Genomic DNA, 998 nt, shown 5'->3' with positions numbered 1-998 from the left:
GTGATGTGGCATGGCCTAAATGGATTGCATATGGGGTGCTTGGAGCTGCCGCAACAGGTGTCGTTGCATTATCGGAAAGCGATACATGTACTGGAAAATGTCAAGAAGAAAAAGAACGTAAGAAACGTTGTAAAAAATGGGGAAGAGGTACTCCTGCTGATGCTGCAAAAATAGTTAATATAAAACGAAGAGGGCCAAAAGGAATAAAACGAATTGATAAGCCGGAAGAATCAGTACCAAACTCACAGTATCATGCCCACGCACATAATGATGCGGCACTAAATCTAGATGGAACTATTCACGATAAACATCGAGGAATCCCCCCATTCTCTAAAGATGATAGAGATTTCTTATTTTGCCATGGATGGAATACATAATGGAATACTTAAAACTATTAACAAAGTTAGCAAAAACTGAAAAATCATATCAGTATGATGAAATAATTAAATTACTTAAGCATCCTGTTGAATTTGAAGAAATTCCCTTAATTACTAGAACTGGAAGAGAAAAACCATTTTTAAAAATACTATCCCCAAAACAGTTGAATTTGTTCTTTTTAAATACTGCAATATTTTACATTAATAATATAAATTTAATGGCAAAAGATATTCTGATAAATAACGATTTATCGATATGTGTAACATACCCAGATATAAGTTCTGAATTACATAATCTATATAGCTTTTATATACCTAACATATGTATTTATAGGTCGAAATATGAAAATACATTTAAAAATTATCCAGTTTTAAATTTAGAAAATTTCTCATGGTTACATGAATATTCATCTGATTTTAATTATAAAGACATTTTTAACATTGTTTACTCTAAATTTGATGACGGTTTTGGCTATGAAATTTTTAGGGTATTTTTATTAAAAAAGAAGGATATTTAAAACAAGCGTAAATAGAATTAGCCTCCTCCTAACGCATACATTAAGGTCGTCTGAAACTCCAAACCCTCATTCGCCCAGCTTTCAGACGACCCCATCCCCAACA

The 998-nt window shown here is 32.2% G+C and carries 2 protein-coding genes; both read left to right on the top strand.

What is annotated here, in order from left to right:
• On the top strand, positions 1 to 377 hold a 377-nt coding region (locus tag KEM39_RS11370; protein WP_211710075.1), incomplete at its 5' end, for a hypothetical protein.
• Positions 377 to 895: an Imm15 family immunity protein gene (locus KEM39_RS11365; RefSeq protein ID WP_211710074.1), complete on the top strand. Its 519-nt coding sequence runs from the start codon at positions 377 to 379 to the stop codon at positions 893 to 895. The genes KEM39_RS11370 and KEM39_RS11365, both read left to right, overlap by 1 nt.
• Positions 896 to 998 lie beyond the last annotated feature (103 nt).

Origin of the sequence: Neisseria sp. Marseille-Q1983, assembly GCF_018224585.1 — a bacterium.
GTDB classification, from domain to species: Bacteria; Pseudomonadota; Gammaproteobacteria; order Burkholderiales; family Neisseriaceae; genus Neisseria; species Neisseria polysaccharea.
This window is presented reverse-complemented; position numbering and strand designations above follow the sequence as displayed.

Excerpts from the sequence above, each read along its gene's own strand:
- KEM39_RS11365 (WP_211710074.1), top strand. The coding sequence starts at position 377 with ATGGAATACTTAAAACTATTAACAAAGTTAGCAAAAACTGAAAAATCA.